General features: G+C 65.7%; 16 protein-coding genes. 12 read left to right on the top strand and 4 right to left on the bottom strand.

All coding sequences use genetic code 11. From position 1 onward, the window contains the following. The 11 genes from prcA to NGB94_RS03195 all read left to right on the top strand — a co-directional run bounded on the left by prcA (position 1) and on the right by NGB94_RS03195 (position 13,147). Positions 1 to 777 carry a proteasome subunit alpha gene (gene prcA, locus NGB94_RS03245; protein WP_325789051.1) on the top strand — a complete coding sequence of 259 codons (777 nt, stop codon included), beginning with the start codon at positions 1 to 3 and terminating at the stop codon, positions 775 to 777. Continuing rightward, a complete protein-coding gene (gene pafA, locus NGB94_RS03240; protein ID WP_325789049.1) occupies positions 777 to 2,138 on the top strand; it encodes a Pup--protein ligase in 1,362 nt (453 codons plus the stop codon). The genes prcA and pafA overlap by 1 nt, the downstream gene beginning before the upstream one ends. A 154-nt stretch (positions 2,139 to 2,292) precedes the next feature. Next, positions 2,293 to 3,174: an FKBP-type peptidyl-prolyl cis-trans isomerase gene (locus NGB94_RS03235; protein WP_325789048.1), complete on the top strand. Its 882-nt coding sequence runs from the start codon at positions 2,293 to 2,295 to the stop codon at positions 3,172 to 3,174. Between the two features lie 49 nt (positions 3,175 to 3,223). Next, positions 3,224 to 3,619: an FKBP-type peptidyl-prolyl cis-trans isomerase gene (locus tag NGB94_RS03230; protein WP_325789046.1), complete on the top strand. Its 396-nt coding sequence runs from the start codon at positions 3,224 to 3,226 to the stop codon at positions 3,617 to 3,619. 102 nt (positions 3,620 to 3,721) lie between these two features. Further along, entirely contained in the window at positions 3,722 to 5,722 is a 2,001-nt protein-coding gene (locus tag NGB94_RS03225; RefSeq protein ID WP_325789044.1) for a helix-turn-helix transcriptional regulator, read from the top strand. 74 nt (positions 5,723 to 5,796) lie between these two features. After that, complete coding sequence (locus NGB94_RS03220) at positions 5,797 to 6,129, top strand: hypothetical protein (RefSeq protein WP_325789042.1); 333 nt, start codon at positions 5,797 to 5,799, stop codon at positions 6,127 to 6,129. Between the two features lie 32 nt (positions 6,130 to 6,161). After that, complete coding sequence (tatA, locus tag NGB94_RS03215) at positions 6,162 to 6,455, top strand: Sec-independent protein translocase subunit TatA (protein WP_325789041.1); 294 nt, start codon at positions 6,162 to 6,164, stop codon at positions 6,453 to 6,455. Positions 6,456 to 6,502: 47 nt separating this feature from the next. Beyond that, positions 6,503 to 7,288, top strand: a complete 786-nt coding sequence (tatC, locus tag NGB94_RS03210) for a twin-arginine translocase subunit TatC (RefSeq protein WP_325789040.1) — start codon at positions 6,503 to 6,505, stop codon at positions 7,286 to 7,288. A 107-nt stretch (positions 7,289 to 7,395) separates the two neighbouring features. Next, positions 7,396 to 10,245, top strand: a complete 2,850-nt coding sequence (locus NGB94_RS03205) for a DEAD/DEAH box helicase (protein WP_325789038.1) — start codon at positions 7,396 to 7,398, stop codon at positions 10,243 to 10,245. Positions 10,246 to 10,309: 64 nt separating this feature from the next. Next, the gene (locus NGB94_RS03200; RefSeq protein WP_325789036.1) at positions 10,310 to 11,950 is read left to right on the top strand and encodes an amidohydrolase; all 1,641 of its coding nucleotides are present in this window, start codon (positions 10,310 to 10,312) and stop codon (positions 11,948 to 11,950) included. Positions 11,951 to 12,418: 468 nt separating this feature from the next. Continuing rightward, a complete protein-coding gene (locus NGB94_RS03195) occupies positions 12,419 to 13,147 on the top strand; it encodes a polyprenol monophosphomannose synthase (RefSeq protein ID WP_325789034.1) in 729 nt (242 codons plus the stop codon). 93 nt (positions 13,148 to 13,240) lie between these two features. Here the strand turns inward: NGB94_RS03195 and NGB94_RS03190 are convergent, their stop codons facing one another. From NGB94_RS03190 to NGB94_RS03175, 4 genes are all read right to left on the bottom strand, one after another. Further along, on the bottom strand, positions 13,241 to 13,588 hold the full coding sequence (locus NGB94_RS03190; RefSeq protein ID WP_066297768.1) for an RNA polymerase-binding protein RbpA: 348 nt from the start codon (positions 13,586 to 13,588) through the stop codon (positions 13,241 to 13,243). A 207-nt stretch (positions 13,589 to 13,795) separates the two neighbouring features. After that, on the bottom strand, positions 13,796 to 14,809 hold the full coding sequence (locus NGB94_RS03185) for an SPFH domain-containing protein (protein ID WP_325789032.1): 1,014 nt from the start codon (positions 14,807 to 14,809) through the stop codon (positions 13,796 to 13,798). A 108-nt stretch (positions 14,810 to 14,917) separates the two neighbouring features. After that, positions 14,918 to 15,439 (bottom strand): NfeD family protein, encoded by a 522-nt coding sequence (locus NGB94_RS03180; RefSeq protein WP_325789030.1) that lies wholly within the window; start codon positions 15,437 to 15,439, stop codon positions 14,918 to 14,920. A gap of 190 nt (positions 15,440 to 15,629) precedes the next feature. Beyond that, the gene (locus tag NGB94_RS03175) at positions 15,630 to 16,496 is read right to left on the bottom strand and encodes a putative RNA methyltransferase (RefSeq protein ID WP_325789028.1); all 867 of its coding nucleotides are present in this window, start codon (positions 16,494 to 16,496) and stop codon (positions 15,630 to 15,632) included. An 84-nt stretch (positions 16,497 to 16,580) separates the two neighbouring features. Between NGB94_RS03175 and NGB94_RS03170 the strand changes: the two genes are divergently transcribed. Next, on the top strand, positions 16,581 to 18,653 hold the full coding sequence (locus tag NGB94_RS03170; protein ID WP_325789026.1) for a S9 family peptidase: 2,073 nt from the start codon (positions 16,581 to 16,583) through the stop codon (positions 18,651 to 18,653). Positions 18,654 to 18,700 lie beyond the last annotated feature (47 nt).

Below are 18,700 nucleotides of genomic sequence, written 5' to 3'. Positions count from 1 at the left end.
ATGACACAGCAGTTCTACGTCTCGCCCGAACAGCTGATGAAGGACCGGGCCGATTTTGCCCGCAAGGGGATCGCCCGGGGACGGTCTGTGGTGGTGCTCACGTGCCGTGACGGGATCGCGTTCGTCGCCGAGAACCCCTCGCCGTCACTGCACAAGCTCGGTGAGATCTATGACCGGATCGGCTTCGCAGCGGTGGGAAAGTACAACGAGTTTGAGAGCCTGCGGCAGGCGGGCGTGCGCTACGCCGACGTCCGCGGCTACTCCTATGCGCGCGAGGACGTCTCCGCCCGCGGCCTGGCCAGTGTCTACGCACAGAGCCTTGGGTCCGTCTTTACCGCTGAGGGCAAGCCCTTCGAGGTGGAACTCGCCGTTGCGGAGGTGGGCGCGGAACCGTATTCCGACCACCTGTACAGGCTGACCTATGACGGGTCCATCGCGGATGAAAGCAACTACGTGGTCATGGGCGGCCAGGCGGAGATAGTCAACGACTCCCTGGCCCGGACCTGGTCGCCGGACACGACATTCAGCGAGGCAATCAAGGTGGCAGTCCGTGCCCTTGCAGCCACCCGGCGCCCGGCGGAGGCGGCGGGAACCCAGGGCAGCCAGGCAGCACAGGACCCGGAGCCGGTGCAGGGAACCGAACTGCTCGGCGCGGGCCTGCTGGAGGTCGCGGTCCTGGACCGCGATCCGCTTTCAACCCGGGGAACCGTTCGGGCGTTCCGCAGGATAGGAACCGTTGAGCTGGACCGCTTGCTTTCCAGCGCGGAAGGAGACTGATGGAACGCAGGATCTTCGGCGTCGAAACTGAATTCGGCATTGCCTACTCGGGACCCGATTCACGTCCGCTGTCCCCGGAGGAGGTGGCACGGTACCTGTTCCGGAAGGTCGTGAGCTGGGGACGTTCCTCGAACGTTTTCCTGACCAACGGGTCGCGGCTCTACCTGGACGTGGGTTCACATCCGGAGTATGCGACCGCCGAGTGCGATGACCTCGCACAGCTGATCGCACACGACCGTGCAGGGGAACTGATCCTCGACGACCTGGTGGACGAGGCCGAGGAACGCCTCGCGGCCGAGGGCTTCAACGGCAGCGTCTACCTCTTCAAGAACAACACCGACTCCGCGGGGAATTCCTACGGCAGCCACGAGAACTACCTGATTCCGCGCCGGCTGGAGTTTTCCCGCCTGGCAGACATCCTGATTCCGTTCCTGGTGACCCGGCAGCTGCTGGTTGGCGCCGGGAAGGTCCTGCGGACCCAGTCCGGCTCGCTGTACGCGTTCTCCCAGCGGGCGGACCACATCTGGGAAGGTGTTTCGTCCGCGACCACCCGTTCGCGGCCCATCATCAACACCCGCGACGAACCGCACGCCGACGCCGAGCATTACCGCCGCCTGCACGTGATTGCCGGCGATTCGAATATGTCCGAGACCACCTCGATGCTCAAGATCGGGTCCGTGGACCTCATGCTGCGGATGATCGAGGCGGGGGTGATCATGCGTGACCTGCGCCTGGAGAACCCGATCCGCAGCATCCGGGAGATTTCCCACGACCTCACCGGCTCCGCCCCGCTGAAGCTGGCCAACGGTTCAACGATGACGGCGCTGGAACTCCAGCGCCTCTACCTTGACCGGGTGCAGGACTTTGTGCAGGACAACGGGGCACACAACCGCCACGTACCGCGCATCCTCGACCTCTGGGAGCGCGCGCTGGACGCCGTGGAGTCCGGGGACATTTCGGGCATCGATACAGAAATCGACTGGGCCATCAAGAAGAAGCTCGTTGACCGGTATGCCGAGCGCGGGGGACTGGACATGGGGTCGCCGCGGCTGGCCCAGATCGACCTCACCTACCACGACATCTCGCGCCGGCGGGGCCTCTTCTACCTGCTGCAGTCCCGCGGTGAAACCGCTCGGGTTGTGGACGACAGCGCAGTCAAGGAAGCAGTCGACGTCCCGCCGCAGAGCACCCGGGCCAAGCTCCGCGGCGATTTCGTGCGCCGCGCCAAGGCCGCGAACCGCGACTTCACCGTTGACTGGGTGCATTTGAAGCTCAACGACCGGGCGCAGCAGACCGTACTGTGCAAGGATCCCTTCGCTGCGGTGGATGAACGCGTCGAGGCCCTGCTCTCCACGCTGTAGGGCGCACGGGCCGGCAGCCGTTCCCGGTGAACCGATCTAGGAACCTTTCAGGTCCAGGCGTTAGGGTTGGTCTTGCTGCCCGGAGAGGGTGCGGGCATGCCCGTACTTTCTTGCGGCCGGCAGAAGACATTTGTCCGCCACTGAAAGAAGTACTGTGCGAAAAGTACTAGCCCTGCTCCTGCCCGCCCTTCTGCTGCTCACTGCATGCACCGGCGGCGGCAGCAGCGATCCGCTCTCCTCCGTCAAGGTCAGTTCCAATGGTGACGGCGCCGTTCCCACGGTTGAGTTCGACACCCCGCTTACTGCCGAGGAGCCGACCCTGGTACGGGTGAACGACGGCGACGGCGAGGAGCTCACCGAAGGCCAGACTGCTTCCGTTCGGCTGGTAGTCATGGATCCCGAAAGCGGCGAAGCAGGCCAGGAAACCTACACTGCCGAGACCGCCGAAGACATTGCCGTGGACGACACCCTCAAGCAGGGCAACGAGCAGATGTACAGCGCGCTGGTCGGCGCTCCTGTCGGCTCGGACTTCGCCTACTATGTGCCCGGCAACGAAGAAGCCGGAACAGCCACCCAGTTCATCGTCTTTACGCTCACCGGCGCCCGGGATATCCCCACCCGCGCATGGGGCACCGACGTCGACCCGGTCGAAGGCCAACCGGCCGTGACCCTGGATGACGACGGCAAGCCCTCCATCACCATCCCCGAGGGCGATGCACCCACCGAACTGGTTGCCCAGGAACTCAAGAAGGGCGACGGGAAGGTCGTTGAGGCCGACGACACCGTCACTGTGCAGTACCACGGCGTCAAGTGGTCCGACGGCTCCGTCTTCGACTCCAGCTGGGAACGGGGCGCACCCACGTCCTTCGGCCTGAACCAGGTCATCTCCGCCTGGACCGACGGCCTGGCCGGCAAGACTGTTGGATCCCAGGTCCTGATCGTCGCACCGCCTGCCACTGCCTACGGTTCAGCTGAGGGCAACGAGCTCCAGAACGAAACCCTGGTCTTCGTCGTCGACATCCTCGAGGCCAAGTAGCCGTCCAGTCCGGATAAGATAGCAGGCAGTCCCAAAACGAAGGAGTCCCATGTCATTCGGAAAGCGCGAATACGACCGCCAGAAGCCGGAAATCGATTTCCCGGAGCACGATGCCCCGACCGACCTCGTCATCGAAGACATCATTGTCGGTGACGGCGCCGAGGCGAAGGCCGGAGACACCGTCTCCACCCACTACGTGGGAGTGGCTTTTTCAACCGGTGAAGAGTTCGACGCTTCCTGGAACCGCGGCGCACCGCTGGACTTCACGGTCGGCATCGGCCAAGTTATCCAGGGCTGGGACCAGGGCCTGCTCGGCATGAAGGTCGGCGGACGCCGCCGGCTCGAAATCCCCGCACACATGGCCTACGGCGACCGCGGAGCCGGATCGGCCATCGCGCCGGGTGAGTCCCTGATATTCGTCGTGGACCTGCTCGGGGTCCGCTAGGCGGAATCACTGCTGTTCACAGGGGGCGGCCCTTCGGTCATCATCGATCCGGAGGGCCGCCCTTTTGCGCGCATGGGGGAGCATCGCCTGTAGATTAGCCGTGTGTCTCCGAAATCAGCCGAAAAGCGCACCGAGCGCCTGCTCAACCTGGTCATAGCCCTGCTCTCTTCCCGGCGGGGTTTCACCAAGCAGGAATTGTTCGAGGAAATCGAGCTCTACTCCGAAGCGGCAACACCCGAAGCCCGCGAGAAGCTCTTCGACCGGGACAAGGCATTCCTGCGCGAGCAGGGCATACCGGTGGAGTCCTACAGCGACGACCCGCTCTATGAGCAGGACAACTCGCTGCAGCGCTACCGCATCCGAAGCGAAGAGTACCGGCTGCCCGAGGTGTCCTTCACACCCGCTGAGTCCGCCGTCCTGGCCCTGGCAGCACAAATGTGGGAGCAGGCTGCACTTGGCTCTGCTGCCGCACGTGCGCTGCGCAAACTCAGGGCACGGGGCGTCCTTGCCGAAGACGCCGCAGCCAGCCCGGTTCATCCGGCTATCCGCACCTCAGACCCGAACTTCGCCCGGGTCTTCCGTGCCGTAACCGACAGGACTCCCATCAGCTTCGGCTACCGGGCCTCGTCCGGTGAGGACTCAACCCGCACTGTCCAGCCCTGGGGCATGGGATCACGCTACGGCCACTGGTACCTCGTGGGCTGGGACACCGGCCGAAACGCTGAGCGCTGGTTCCGCCTGTCCCGGATGACCACCGAGGCAAAGCCGGGCAAGGGCAGCTACACCGTGCCGCCGGATTTCAACATTCATACCTCCCTCGCATCCCTGGACTCCGTTTTTGCCCCTCAGTCCGCAGCAGTGGACGTACGTGCCGGTGCAGGCGCTGAGCTGCGCCTGCGTGCCGCCGGGCAGGCTGATCCCGGCGCTGCACTGGACGCCCCGCCCGCGGGCTGGGACCGGCTCTGGTTCGCTGTCACAGACCTCGACGCCCTCGCAGCCGACGCCGCCGCCCTCGGAACCGCTGCCCGTGCAGTCCATCCTCCCGAGCTGAAGGAGGCGGCAGGTGCCGCCCTGTTCCGTGCCCTTGGTTTCCAGGCCGAACCGGTACCGGAGTACAACGCTCCGGCGCCCGCCCGCGGCGCGTCACCAAAAGCGGCAGGCGCGCAGGAGAGGCTCAGCAGGCTCCTGGACCTGGTTCCCTACATCCTTGCCAACCAGGGGGCCGGCATGGCGGAAACCGCCGACCGCTTCGGCGTCAGCCAGGAACAGCTGGCGTCGGACCTCAACCTGCTCTTCGTCAGCGGTCCGCGGTATTACCCAAACGGCCTCATGGACGTGAACTTCGAAACCGGCGAAATCTACATCGACAATGCGGAGAGCCTCAGCCAGCCGGTGCGGCTTTCGATGGATGAAGCCGCTGCCCTCGTAGTCGGGCTGGACACCCTGGCCGCGCTGCCGGGCGCAGCACCTACGGACGCGGTCGCCGCCGCGCACGCCAAGCTCACTGAGGCCGCAGGCATGGCTGCTGCCGCGGGCACCTCCCTCGCCGCAGAACTCCTTCCGGCCGGAACGCCCCCGGACATGCTCTCTGTGCTGCAGAAGGCAGTCACGGGCAGACGCCGCCTGGCCATCCGCTACGTTGTCCCGAGCCGCGACGAAGTCTCCGACCGGGTGGTCGATCCGCGGCGGATCTTTTCGGACAACAACACGTGGTACCTGGATGCCTGGTGCCACCGGGCGCAGGCAGGACGGTTCTTCCGGGTGGACAGGATCCTCTCGGCGAAAGACCACGGTGAGGCGGCGAACGATCTCCCCGATCCCGACCCGCAGTTCCCCTCCAGCCTTTTCACCCCGGGTGAGTCGGATGAGTTTGTCACAATCCGCCTTCTGCCGGACGCCTCATGGGTGGCCGACGCGTACCACGCCGAAGCGCGGGCCATGCTGCCGGACGGCAGCCAGGCGGTGGTCCTGAGAACCGCCAGCACAGGCTGGATTCCGGGGTTTATCGCCCGGTTAGGAGGCTCCGGAGCGGTCCTCGAGCCCGCCGGGCTTAGAGCAGAAACGTTGTCCTGGCTGAGGGCCGCCCGGGAAAACTATGCGTAAACAGCGGGTGAACCCCGCCACCGGCACACCGTATGTGGCCCGGGTTTCCCAAAACCCTCCACTATGCTGGGAACATGCCTTGGTGGTCGTGGATTCTGATTTGGGTTGCACTCGCAGCAGTGGCCCTGCTGCTGTATGTCCTGATCGGCTACCGGGTCTTCCGCAAGTTCATGGCCGTACTGCGCGAAGTCCAGTCAGCCGGAGCCCGGCTGTCCTTTGCCCAGGCGCCCGTTCCACCGGCTCCTGCCACGGAGCCCAGGGCCGCTGTCTTCTCGGATCCGGCAGATGAACGCCGCCGGTACGACGAAGGCAAAGCGGCCAGGAAAGAGGCGCGGAGGGAACGCCGTGTCCAGCGCCGGATCCTTCGCGGACAACCGCGGGCCTGGCGCGATATCCCCGGACTCTGACATAAAATGCACTTAAACGAAAGGACACCGGCATGCGCCTAGAAGGCTGGCACATTGTCATCATCATTGTTATTGCGATCCTGCTCTTTGGTGCACCAAAGCTGCCCGGGCTTGCGCGAAGCGTGGGGCAGTCCCTCCGGATCTTCAAGTCCGAGGTACGCCAGATGAAGGATGAGAACACCTCCTCCAGCGCTGACGGCGACCCGGTCGAAGGCCGCGTAGTCAACAACCCCGGTCAGGCGACGCCGCAGCCGGGCCCGGCAGCGGGACACACACCGCCTTCCGGCCCCAACACCGGCAGCGGTAATCCGCCCGCCAATCCGTAGCGGCTGTGGCGCTTAAACGGGGGCGCAAATCCAACCCTGAAGGGCGGATGGCCCTCAAGGAGCATCTGAAGGAGTTCCGCAACCGGCTGTTCAAGGCTGCCATCGCAGTGGTCCTTGGCACCGTTGGCGGGTTCTTCCTCTACATGCCCGTCTTCAACGAGCTCACCCGGCCGGTTCGGGAACTTTCCGAAGAGCAGGGACGCCTGGCCACGATCAACTTCGACGGCGTAGCCACCTCGTTCGACCAGATGATCCAGGTCTCGGTCTTCATCGGCGTGCTGATCTCCAGTCCGTTCTGGCTCTACCAGCTCTGGGCGTTCATTACTCCCGGACTGAAGACCAAGGAACGCCGTGCCGCGCTGGGGTTCCTCTCCGCCGCGGTGCCCCTGTTCCTTGCCGGCGTGTACCTGGCCTGGCTCATCCTGCCCAACGCCGTGGGCGTCCTGACCGACTTCACCCCTGAGGGTGCAGCAAACGTCATCACGGCCTCCGTCTACCTTGCCTTCGTACTGAGGCTGCTGCTTGCCTTCGGTATTGCGTTCCTGATCCCGGTGGTCATGGTGGGCATGAACCTGCTGGGCCTGCTGAGCGGGAAGACGATCGTGAAGTACTGGCGGATCACCGTCTTCATCATCTGCCTGTTCGCTGCCATGGCGGCACCCGGCGGCGACGCACTCAGCATGTTCTACCTGGCTGCTCCGCTGCTCGTGCTGTTCTCGGTAGCCGTCGGCCTGTGCTTCCTCAATGACAGGCGGCGCGCCCGGCGCAATGCAGCCCGTGAGGAAGCGGTCAGCGCCGAAGCGGACAAGGCATCCACCATTCCTGACGTCTAACTGCGAACGGCACCTCAAGGTGCACCGGAAGTACCCGCCCGCGATTACGGGCGGGTACTCCGTGCCGGAAGAACGAACCCGCTCCGCCAAGCGTCTAGGCTGGAGATATGACTTCCCCGTCTGAACGGTATCTTGCCGCCAAAGAACGCACCGGCCACGCACGGACCCGCCTGGGAGTCTTCGAGCAGTCGCTGGGCTTCGATCTTGACCCCTTCCAGCTGGAAGCCTGCCGCTCAGTGGAAGCAGGCCGCGGCGTCCTGGTAGCAGCACCAACCGGAGCCGGAAAAACCGTCGTCGGCGAATTTGCCGTCTACATGGCCCTTGAACGCGGGCTTAAGGCTTTCTACACCACCCCCATCAAGGCCCTGAGCAACCAGAAGTACACGGAGCTGTCTGCGTCCTACGGCTCGGCCAACGTAGGCCTGCTGACCGGAGACACGAGCATCAACCCGGACGCTCCCGTGGTGGTCATGACCACCGAAGTGCTGCGCAACATGCTCTACGCAAACTCGGACACCCTCGATGACCTTGGCTACGTCGTCATGGACGAAGTCCACTACCTGGCCGACCGCTTCCGCGGAGCAGTCTGGGAAGAGGTCATCATCCACCTGCGCTCGGACGTGCAGCTCATTTCGCTGAGCGCCACCGTGTCCAACGCTGAAGAGTTCGGAGCGTGGCTGGATACCGTCCGCGGCGACACCGACGTCGTCGTTACCGAACACCGCCCCGTCCCGCTCTGGCAGCACGTGATGGTGGGCCGGGACATCCTGGACCTCTTCGCCACGGACGTTTCCTTTGACGAGACCGCCGGCGCAGAGAACGGCCCGGCCGGCGCCCGGGACAAGGTAAAGGTCAATCCGGAGCTGCAGGAACTGGCCCGCAGCGAATCCCGCCTGAACCAGCGCGGCCGCTGGGGCGGTCCGCGCTCGGGGCCCGGCGGACGCAAACCCGCCAACGCCCGCAGGGGGCCGTCCGGCTCCAACGCCCTGACACGTACACCGCGTGCCTCCCGCCCGCAGGTGATCAGCCAGCTGGACAAGCGCGGGCTGCTGCCTGCCATCACCTTCATCTTTTCCCGCAACGGCTGCGACGGCGCGGTGCGCCAGTGCGTGGATGCGGGCCTCACCCTGACCAGCGAGGCCGAACGCGCCGTCATTGCCCGGACCGTCGATGAAGCCGCCCGGGACATCCCTGAAGACGATCTGGAAGTATTGGGCTTCTGGACCTGGCGTGAGGGACTCATCCGCGGTTTTGCCGCCCATCACGCCGGCATGCTTCCCACCTTCAAGGAAGTCGTCGAGAAACTCTTCGCGGCCGGTCTCGTCCGCGCCGTCTTTGCCACTGAAACGCTGGCACTGGGCGTCAACATGCCTGCCCGCTCCGTGGTCCTGGAAAAGCTGGACAAGTTCAACGGCGAAGCCCACGTTGACGTTACGGCGGGGGAGTACACGCAGCTCACCGGACGTGCCGGCCGGCGCGGAATCGACGTCGAAGGCCATGCTGTGGTGCTGTGGCAGCCCGGCACCGATCCGGCCGCAGTGGCGGGTCTCGCCTCGCGCCGGACGTACCCGCTGAACTCGTCCTTCCGTCCCACTTACAACATGAGCATCAACCTGATCGCCCAGTTCGGGCGGGACCGTGCCCGGGAGATCCTCGAATCCTCCTTCGCCCAGTTCCAGGCGGATCGCTCCGTGGTGGGTCTGGCCCGGCAGGTCCGGTCCCGGGAGGAATCCCTGGCCGGGTACGAGAAGGCAATGACCTGCCATTTGGGGGACTTCACCGAGTATGCCGCGCTGCGGCGCCAGCTGTCCGACCTCGAAAACAACGCTTCCCGGAGCAAGGCACGCAGCCTGCGCAGCGCCGCGGCCGCTTCGCTGGAAACCCTTCGGCCCGGAGACATTGTTGACGTTCCCGGCGGACGCAGCCCGGGCTTCGCCGTCGTGCTTTCGCCCGACGCAGCCGCGCGCGAACCGCGCCCGGCCATCCTTACGGAAGACAAGCAGCTCCGGCGCCTCCACGTGCAGGACCTCGACGGACCCGTGAAGGTTGTCTCCCAGATCCGCATCCCGAAGTCCTTCAATGCGCGCACCCCCAAGGACCGGCGCGACCTGGCCTCGTCACTGCGCAATGCCCTGCGCGAGCACCGTCCGCCGCGTCCGGACGGAAACCGGGGCGCCTCCCTCCATACCGGCGGCACCGAGCGTCAGGAACAGGCAATTGCCGAGCTGCGCCGGAAGATGCGTGCGCATCCCTGCCACGGCTGCAGCGACCGGGAGGACCATGCCCGCTGGGCCGAACGCTGGTGGAAGCTGCGCCGCGAAACAGATGCCCTCGCCGCCCAGATCCGCGGCCGCACCAACACCATCGCCAAGACCTTCGACCGCGTGAGCTCCGTGCTGGAGCACTACGGCTACGCAGCTCCTGACGCCGACGGCGCCCTGCGCGTGACCACGGCGGGCAACAAGCTGCGCCGCATCTACGGTGAAAAGGACCTGCTGGCTGCCCTGGGGCTGGAGAACGGAGCGTTCGACGACGTCGATGCCGTGGAGCTTGCCTGCCTCGCCACCGCGCTGGTCTACCAGCCGAAGCGGGAGGAACGCGGCCTGCGTCCAAAGATGCCCAGCGCTGTGCTGGACGGGGCCGTGGACATCCTGATCCGACAGTGGTCCGAGCTCACGGACCTGGAGGAGGCAGAAAAGCTGCCCGTCACGGGGGAACCCGAGCTTGGGCTGGTCTGGCCCATGTACAAGTGGGTCAGGGGCAAGCACCTGCAGGTTGCGCTCAACGGCACTGAACTGGCTGCCGGGGACTTTGTCCGGTGGTCCAAGCAGGTCATCGACCTGATCGACCAGCTGGCAAAGGTTCCGGAGATATCAGCTGACCTCCGCCGCCGCTGCCGGGAGGCGATCGACCTGATCAAGCGCGGCGTCGTCGCCTACTCGGCCGTGAGCGAATAACTTCAGGCCCGGCAGCGTTCCCTTCCACGAGAACTTCGAAACAAATCACAGAACAGGTGAGTCCTTGAACAGCACGGCCCCGGCCAATGCCCTGACCCTTTACCGCAACGGCTCGGTCTACAGTTCCGCAGATCCGTTCGCCACGGCCATGCTGGTTGACGGCGGGACCGTCGCGTGGGTCGGCTCCGAGCAGGCAGCGACCTCCATCCAGGACGACAAGATGCAGGTGGTGGACCTGCAGGGTGCTCTTGCCGCCCCGGGCTTCGTGGATTCCCATGTGCACCTGACGGAGACCGGCCTCGCGGCGTCATCCGTGGACCTCTCCGGCGTCCGCAGCCTCCCTGAGATGCTCGACGCGGTGGCCGCGGAAGCGGCCCGGACTACCGGGCTGATCACCGGTCACGGGTGGGACGAATCAGGCTGGTCCGACCGCAGGGTGCCCACAGCCGCTGAGCTGGACCGCGCCTCGGGCAACCGGAGCGTCTACCTGGCGCGGGCGGACGTTCACTGCGCCGTGGTTTCCGGAACCCTTGCGGCCGAGCTCGGCCTGGCGGCCCTCGACGGCTGGGAAGACGGCTTTGTGATCCGGGACGCGCACGAGGCGGCTCGGACGGTCTCCCGCAGCCTCTCCCTGCCGGAGCGTGCCCGCTTCCAGCGCGCCGCCCTGGACCTGGCGGCATCCCAGGGCATCGTTGCCGTCGCGGAGATGGCAGCACCCCATATTGCCCCGGCGGAGGACCTGCGGCAGCTGCTGGGACTGGAGGGGAGCCTTGGCGATGCCCCCGCACCGCAGATCCTGCCCTACTGGGGCCAGCTTGCCCAGAGCGCTTGGGAACTCTCCGACATCGTTGACTCCTTCGGCGGCCGCCTGCTGGGGCTCGCGGGCGACCTGAACATCGACGGCTCGATCGGTGCCCGGACGGCCGCACTGCGCGCACCCTACGCGGATGCCCCCGACACTACGGGCAGCCTGTACCTCAGCGCGGAACAGGCCGCGCGGCATCTGGAGCTGGCAACGAGCGCCGGCCTGCAGGCCGGATTCCACGTTATTGGCGACGCCGGGCTGGACACGGTTATCCAGGCACTGGACCTCGCTGCTGCTTCCGTCGGAGAACCGGCGATGCGGGCGGCCCACCACCGCCTGGAACATCTTGAGCTCAGTGACGACGCCGCCGTCGCGGACCTGGTGCGTTTCGGAATCACTGCAAGCATGCAGCCGGCCTTCGACGCACTCTGGGGTGCGGAGGGCGGGATGTACTCCCAGAGGCTGGCGGAGCGCAGCACAACGATGAACCGCCTTGCCGCCCTGTTCTCCGCGGGAGTGCCCGTCGTGTTCGGTTCGGACGCTCCGGTCACGGCACTCGATCCGTGGCGCGCCGTCCGCGCTGCGGTGATGCACCACAACCCCGCACAGCGGATCTCGGCCCGTGCCGCGTTCATCGCGCACACGCGTGCCGGCTGGCGTGCCGCCGGAACCGGCAACCCGATGCTGGGACAGCTGGCCCCGGGAACGCCGGCGTCCTTCGCTGTGTGGGAAGCCGATGAGCTGATGGTGCAGACTCCTGACGCTTCAGTGGCTTCCTGGAGCACCGACCCCCGCGCCGGAACTCCGCTCCTGCCTGCACTGGATACCGAAAAGCTACCGCGCTGCCTGCAGACCGTCCACCTGGGCACCGAACTGTACCGGGCGGACGATTTTAGCTAGGCACCCGAAAAAAACTGCGCGCCCAAAGGTCCTGAATTACCCCCCTGACCTGCGTGAATGCAGATTAAGGCCTAGTCAGGAAACATGTTGACACTTCCGGCTCAGGACGTAGTCTAGACAGACCGCGGCACGGACCGGCTCACGCCGGAACCCAGCTGCCCCGGCCCGGGCACGTATGTGTGGGGGTGATGGTTCTCCACCCGGATACGGTGCAGGGCCATCTGCAGCAACCCAGTTGCGCACCTAGGGACAGGTTCAACCGTCAGTAGAAAACAGGTCCGGAGCCTCCGGAACTGGCCCGAAGACGGCGGAGCCTGTCCCTTTGTGTGCCGGCAGGACGGGCGGGGGAGAATCTGCTCCAGGCCGGTGCCGCCCGCTGTCCCATATACTGGTAATCCTGCCTCCGTCCGCAGTACCCCCTTCCGAGCCGCGATCAGCGCGGCTCGTGTTCGTTGAAAGGCCTTTTGAGTGCGCGTCCTCACCATCATCCCCACCTACAACGAGATTGAGTCGCTGCCAAAAACCCTGCAGCGGCTGCGCGCGGCTGTACCGGACTCGGATGTGCTGATTGCAGACGACAACAGCCCGGACGGCACCGGTGCCTACGCAGACGAGCAGGCTGCACTGGATCCGCAGGTCCACGTCCTGCACCGCAAGGGCAAGGAAGGCCTGGGGGCGGCCTACATCGCCGGGTTCAGGTGGGGGCTTGAGAACGGCTATGACGTCCTGGTTGAAATGGATGCTGACGGTTCCCACAAGCCCGAACAGCTGCCGCTGCTGCTCGAGGCCTCGGCTGCCGGTGCGGACCTCGTCATCGGGTCGCGCTGGGTTCCCGGCGGCTCGGTGGTTAACTGGCCGCTGCGGCGCAAGCTTCTTTCGCGCGCAGGCAGCACGTACTCCCGGCTGATGCTGGGGATTCCCGTACGGGACATCACGGCCGGGTACCGGGCGTTCCGGCGCAGCACCCTGGAGAAGCTGGATCTTTCAGCAGTTGAATCGGTGGGCTACGGTTTCCAGGTGGACATGACCTTCCGCGTGGCCCGGCTGGGACTCAAGATCACCGAAGTGCCGATTACCTTCGTAGAGCGTGAATTCGGTGCCTCCAAGATGAGCGGCAACATTGTCTTCGAAGCCATTGCCAACGTAACCAAGTGGGGTATGGCCGCGCGCTGGCAGAAGCTGACCAAACGGAGCTAACCGGTTCCCGGCCCATCCAGGCCGCACACAGCAGACGGCGAAGGCCGGCAGCCATGGCTGCCGGCCTTCGCCGTCTGTAAATCCGCTGAGGAGCTAGGAAGCTGTGCGCTCTCCCCGGCGCTCACGGAGCTTGTCCAGGCGATCCTGGAGAATAACTTCGAGCTCTTCAATGCTGCGGCGCTCCAGCAGCATGTCCCAGTGCGTACGCACGGGCTTCTCGTTGCTGGTGTCCGGCTTCTCACCGTCAACCAGCAGGGCTTCCTTGCCGGTCTTGGAAACCCAAACCGGCGGAACCTCTGCCTCGGCAGCGAAGGTCACGAACACGCGTTCGCCGTCCTCGCAGCGGTACTCGACACGCTGGCGGGGAGCCGGCTCAACGCCGGATTCCGTCTCCATGCTCTGCGCACCCAGTCGCATACCCCGCAGGCTACGATCGCTCATTTCTTCTCCCTCATCAGTTTCGAAAGACCCAACGGCCCATCAGTAATGCCCGCTGCCCGTGAGGGCAGCCGCTAAAAGCTCATGCCGGCTGCGCCGGATATCTCTTCCGGTTCAACGCCGCGGACGCGAATCCTGTTCCCGGCGAACGCCTGCACCCCGGCAAACAGTCAATTATAGCCGCAGCCGGGCACGACGGCGACAGGCGGCTTACGGAACGGCGTCGCCGGATCCAACGCGCAGGCTGGCAGGGGAGTCCGCGGGGGCTGCTGCCGGCACAGCTGTTCCAGTGCCCGCACCGGTGGATGTCCCGGTGCCGGCAGCTGCGGCATCAGGCTTCGCATCGGGCAGGAAATCGCCCAGCGCGGAACCGACGCCGCGGAGGGCTTCGCCAAGTTCGCTCGGGATGATCCAGAGCTTGTTCGAGTCGCCTTCTGCGAGCTTGGGCAGGGTCTGCAGGTACTGGTAGGCCAGCAGCTTCTGGTCCGGGTTGCCCTTGTGAATGGCGTCGAAGACCTTCTGGATGGCCTGCGCTTCGCCGTCTGCGCGGAGGATGGCGGCCTTGGCATCACCTTCGGCCGCGAGGATGGCCGCCTGCCGGCGGCCTTCGGCAGTCAGGATCTGGGACTGCTTGGTGCCCTCGGCCGTAAGGATGGTTGCCCGGCGCTCTCGCTCTGCGCGCATCTGCTTTTCCATCGAGTCCTGGATGGACAGGGGCGGTTCAATAGCCTTGAGCTCAACGCGGGAGACACGGATGCCCCAGCGGCCGGTGGCTTCGTCCAGCACGCCGCGCAGCTGGCCGTTGATCCGGTCCCGGGATGTCAGTGCCTCTTCGAGGTTCAGCCCGCCCACGACGTTGCGGAGCGTCGTGGTGGTGAGCTGTTCCACGGCGTGGATGTAATTGGCAATCTCATAGGTGGCAGCGCGTGCATCGGTGACCTGGAAGTAGACCACGGTATCGATCGAGACAACCAGACTGTCCTCGGTGATCACCTGCTGGGGCGGGAATGAAACAACCTGCTCGCGCAGGTCCAGCAGCGGGAGCAGCCGGTCCACGAAGGGAATGAGGATATTCAGGCCGGGATTCAGGGTCCGCAGGTATTTGCCGAGGCGTTCAACGACGCCGGCGCGTGCCTGCGGAATGATCCGGATGGATTTGACCAGGACGACCAGGACAAAAATGACCAGGACAGCCAGGATGACTAACAGGACGGTGGTTTCCATATTCCCCCTCGCATTGTGGCCGGATTAAGCTGTGGTCCGGCCTCGTTCTTGCCCCGTGTCACGGAGCATCGGGAACCCTGCCTGCTGACCGGGTTCCCGTGGTGGTATTTACGGGCGGCCGGACAGTCCGCCGTCTTCATCGCGGGGATCGTCCGCTGCCCGGGTTTCCGTGGTGCGCAGCGGTTCAACCACCGCGGTGGCGCCTTCAATGCGGGTGACGGCTACCTGCTCTCCGGCGGGAAGCAGCGACCCGTCTCCGGTGCGCGCGGTCCAGGTGTCCCCGCCGATCTTCACCGTACCGGTGCGGGACCCCACTGGTTCCAGGGTTACCGCTGTGTCCCCGATCAGGCGCTCGATGTTTGACCGCTGTTCCTTGCTGCCGGTTTTCAGGTGTTTCAAGGCTGCCGGCCGCACCAGCACAATCATCAGGAGCGCAACGACACAGAAAACAACCACCTGCAGGAAGAGCGGCGCGGAGAGGACGGCGGCCAGCATGGCTGCGAGGGCGCCCGCGGACAGCATGGCAAAGAACAGGTCCAGCGTGAGGGTTTCGATGGCCGCAAAGCCCAGGAAAAGCACCAGCCAGAGAACCCAGCCGTAGTCTACGAGCCAGTTGTACAGTTCCTGCATGATCTTCCTCCGGCTCCGTCCAACCCGGTGCCGGGTGCTGCAGGGCCGTCCAGCGCCGGGCGGAGTGGTTAGTTGCGGGCTTTCGGCTTATTCTGCCTGATAAACGGCGGTTTACCTAGGCGAACCAGGTTACAGGCGAGCCACGATTCGGCGCCGGCGCCTGCCGGTGCGGGGCGGATTCCGGGGAAAGTCAGGCCGGCCCGGGCGCTGCAGCCCTGAACTCCTGCAGCGAAAACGCGGCGCTCACCGGCAGGGGGAATTGCAGGCGTCCGAGCATGTCCCCAAGGGCGCCGGCGTCGATATGGTGCGCGGAGGGACCCATCAGCACGGCGTTTTCCACATCTTTCCTGCTGAGGGACATTCGGTACTCGAGATGCTGCGCAGGTCCGGCAGTAAACAGCGGCTCCAGGGAATGGGCTACGCGGGTTTCCTTTTCGCCGCCAATCTCCAGCATGCCGGTCCGGGCACGGATTTCCCGGAGATGGCCCGGCAGGGGAGTGACTACCAGCAAACTGCCCCCGGGCGCCAGCACCCGGCGGAATTCAGCGGGATTGCGGGGAGCGAAGACGTTGAGCAGGACATCCACCGCGGCGTCGGCCAGCGGAAGCGGCCGCCAGACATCCCAGACCAGCGCGAAGCCGTCCGGGAGTGCCCGGGCCGCCCGGCGCAGCGCGAACTTGGAAATGTCCAGGGCAACAGCGGCTGAGGCGCCTGTCTCCTGCTGGACTTTGGCCAGGTAGTATCCCGTGCCCGCTCCGGCATCAGCGACGACAGGACGGGAACCGGTGCCAGTGCCTCCGCCGGCGGCCATGGACGCCAGCCGCCGTGCCAGCGGTTCGTAGTGTCCGGCGGCGAGGAAGTCGGTGCGGGCCTGGACCATCGGTGCCGTATCCGCCTTGAACTTCGTGCCGGCGCCGGTGAGCAGGTTGAAGTAGCCCTGTTTGGCCGCATCAAAGCGGTGGCCCGAAGGACAGCTGAGCCTGGTGCGTGCGGCGTCCGGTTCAAGGTCACCGCCGCAGTTGGGGCAGGCGAGGAGACGGCGGTTTCCGGAGGACATACCTCCAATCTTAGGGCTGCTTCCCCTTTGCCTTCCTCCGCAGTCCGCGCGGGGACGCCGGGCAGTATTGCTAGGCTCGGTTCCATGAAACCCAGTGATTTGGATCTCCTGAACTCCGTCTCCGAACCCGCCCTCAACCCGGACGGGAAGCGTGCCGTCGTCGCCGTCAACCGCCCCGACTTCGCTGCAGATGCGTACGTGGGCCAGCTATGGAACGTGGATCTGGACGGCTCAGCTCCCCGCAGGCTTACCCGCGGATTCAGCGATTCCGCCCCGCAGTTTTCCCCGGACGGCACGGTGCTCGCGTTCCTTCGCTCCGCGCCGGGCGGACGTCCGCAGCTCTATGCCATGCCTGCCGGCGGCGGCGAGCCCGTCCAGCTTACGGACCGGCATCTGGGTGTTTCCTGGTTCCGCTTTTCGCCTGATTCAGCGCAGATCGTCTTTTCCTCGCGGGAACCGGAGCAGGGCCGTTACGGAACGCTCGACGGAGTTTCCGCCGGTGCGGAAGACCCTCGCCTGATCACCACGCTGAACTACCGGATGAACGGAGCCGGCTACACCCGCGACAAGTTCGTCCAGGCGTATGTCCTGGAACTGCCTGACCTCACCGGTGAACCCTTTGTTGAACCCGTGGGCCGGGCCGCTGAAGCAGCCCCGAAAGAGGACAAAAAGTCCGCCGGCCTGCCCCCTGCCCGGCAGCTGACCGGCTGGGACGCCGATGTCACCAATCCCGTCTTCACCGCAGACGGCACCTCCATCCTGTTTACGGCAGCCCTGCACCAGGACGCCGACACGGACTTGGTGACAGACGTCTACGAACTGGATCTGGAGTCGGCAGGGGAGCCGCGCCGGCTGACCAACCTCAGCGGCGGCCGCTTGACGGTCTCCTATCCGGTACAGAGCGCCGACGGCGGCTGGCTCTACTATCTGGGACAGGATGTCTCAGCGACCGGCCTGGATTTCGTGGCCCGCAACACCGCACTCTATGCGGCTCCCATGGCCGACCCGTCCGCCGCAGCAAGGCTGACCGATCCGGAGAACATGGATCTCGCCGGGGGCGGCATCGTTCCTGCCGGGGACGGCGTGCTGGTCTTCAACCTGGCCCGCGGCGCCTGTGAACTCCTGCGCATCGACCGAACGGGTGCACAAAGCACCCTGGTGTCCGGACCGCGGGTGGTCACCGGGGCCGCGGAAGCCGCCGGCGCCGTCGTGGTGACGTTCACTGACCAGCAGACCAGCGGCGATGTCGCCGTGGCTGATCCGTCAGGGCCGGAGAACCTGACGGTGCTGACGGACTTCTCGGCGGGCTTCCGGGAGAAAGCCGGAGTGCTGCCGCTCCGCGAAGAGACGCATCCCTCCGCGGACGGCTACCCGGTGCACGGCTGGGTGGTCCTGCCCGAGGGCGAAGGCCCGCACCCGGTGCTCCTGAACATCCACGGCGGCCCGTTTTCGCAGTACGGCTGGGGGCTGTTCGACGAGGCGCAGACCTACGCCGCTGCCGGCTACGCAGTGCTGATGTGCAATCCCCGCGGTTCATCCGGCTACGGCCAGGAACACGGCCGCGCCATCAAGGAAGCCATGGGAACCCTGGACCTGCAGGATGTCCTCGGCTTCCTGGAAGGTGCGCTGAACGCGCATCCGGAGCTCGACGGAGCACGGCTCGGCGTTATGGGCGGATCCTACGGCGGCTACCTCACGGCCTGGACCATCTCACAGGACCAGCGGTTCACCGCGTCGATCGTTGAGCGCGGATTCCTTGACCCGTTGTCCTTCATTGGCTCCTCGGACATCGGCTGGTTCTTCTCCGCTGCCTATACAGGCGATGACCCGGAAAAGGTGGCAGCCCAGAGCCCCTATGCGCAGGTCGGGAAGGTGCGCACACCCGCGCTGGTGATCCACTCCGAGGAAGACCTGCGCTGCCCCGTGGAACAGGCACAGCGCTACTACACGGCACTCAAGCTGCAGGGGGTGCCGACGGAACTGCTGCTCTTCCCGGGAGAGAACCATGAGCTCTCCCGTGCCGGAACACCGTGGCACCGGCGCCAGCGCTTCGAGCACATCCTCCGGTGGTGGGCGAAGTGGCTTCCCACGCCTGCCAACCCGGACCAGGACGGACAGCTAAACCAGGTGGGCCAGCCCGTTGAAGCCGGCGTCTAGGAAGGTGCTTCTGCTGCGGGGCCGGCTCCGCAGCAAAAGCCCGTTCG

The organism is Arthrobacter koreensis (genome assembly GCF_035792275.1).
GTDB classification, from domain to species: domain Bacteria; phylum Actinomycetota; class Actinomycetes; order Actinomycetales; family Micrococcaceae; genus Arthrobacter_B; species Arthrobacter_B koreensis_A.
The sequence above is the reverse complement of the archived record's forward strand: the minus strand, read 5'-3'. Positions and strand labels throughout refer to the sequence as shown.

Bases quoted from the DNA above. Each gene is read 5' to 3' on its own strand.
- NGB94_RS03230 (WP_325789046.1), top strand. From the start codon at position 3,224: ATGTCATTCGGAAAGCGCGAATACGACCGCCAGAAGCCGGAAATCGAT.
- NGB94_RS03205 (WP_325789038.1), top strand. From the start codon at position 7,396: ATGACTTCCCCGTCTGAACGGTATCTTGCCGCCAAAGAACGCACCGGC.
- pafA (WP_325789049.1), top strand. From the start codon at position 777: ATGGAACGCAGGATCTTCGGCGTCGAAACTGAATTCGGCATTGCCTAC.
- tatA (WP_325789041.1), top strand. From the start codon at position 6,162: ATGCGCCTAGAAGGCTGGCACATTGTCATCATCATTGTTATTGCGATC.
- NGB94_RS03180 (WP_325789030.1), bottom strand. From the start codon at position 15,439: ATGCAGGAACTGTACAACTGGCTCGTAGACTACGGCTGGGTTCTCTGG.
- prcA (WP_325789051.1), top strand. From the start codon at position 1: ATGACACAGCAGTTCTACGTCTCGCCCGAACAGCTGATGAAGGACCGG.
- NGB94_RS03190 (WP_066297768.1), bottom strand. From the start codon at position 13,588: ATGAGCGATCGTAGCCTGCGGGGTATGCGACTGGGTGCGCAGAGCATG.
- NGB94_RS03175 (WP_325789028.1), bottom strand. From the start codon at position 16,496: ATGTCCTCCGGAAACCGCCGTCTCCTCGCCTGCCCCAACTGCGGCGGT.
- NGB94_RS03185 (WP_325789032.1), bottom strand. From the start codon at position 14,809: ATGGAAACCACCGTCCTGTTAGTCATCCTGGCTGTCCTGGTCATTTTT.
- NGB94_RS03170 (WP_325789026.1), top strand. From the start codon at position 16,581: ATGAAACCCAGTGATTTGGATCTCCTGAACTCCGTCTCCGAACCCGCC.
- NGB94_RS03220 (WP_325789042.1), top strand. From the start codon at position 5,797: ATGCCTTGGTGGTCGTGGATTCTGATTTGGGTTGCACTCGCAGCAGTG.
- tatC (WP_325789040.1), top strand. From the start codon at position 6,503: ATGGCCCTCAAGGAGCATCTGAAGGAGTTCCGCAACCGGCTGTTCAAG.